We start from the raw sequence: 261 nt of genomic DNA, 5'->3' as shown, positions 1-261 counted from the left end.
CCCATGAAGGTGGAGTCGCTAGTAATCGCGGATCAGCAACGCCGCGGTGAATACGTTCCCGGGCCTTGTACACACCGCCCGTCACGTCATGAAAGTCGGCAACACCCGAAACTTGCGGCCTAACCCCGTTCTCGGGGAGGGAGTGAGTGAAGGTGGGGCTGGCGATTGGGACGAAGTCGTAACAAGGTAGCCGTACCGGAAGGTGCGGCTGGATCACCTCCTTTCTAAGGAGTCTTGCAGAGTCGGCCCGTTTTTTCCGTG

At 59.0% G+C, this 261-nt stretch carries 1 rRNA gene; it reads left to right on the top strand.

Annotation, left to right across the window (positions count from 1 at the left end):
* Positions 1 to 224, top strand: a 16S ribosomal RNA gene (locus RM446_RS24770); the annotation flags it as partial.
* Positions 225 to 261 lie beyond the last annotated feature (37 nt).

It is taken from the genome of Streptomonospora wellingtoniae, from assembly GCF_031845375.1.
Taxonomy (GTDB): Bacteria; Actinomycetota; Actinomycetes; order Streptosporangiales; family Streptosporangiaceae; genus Streptomonospora; species Streptomonospora wellingtoniae.
This window is presented reverse-complemented; position numbering and strand designations above follow the sequence as displayed.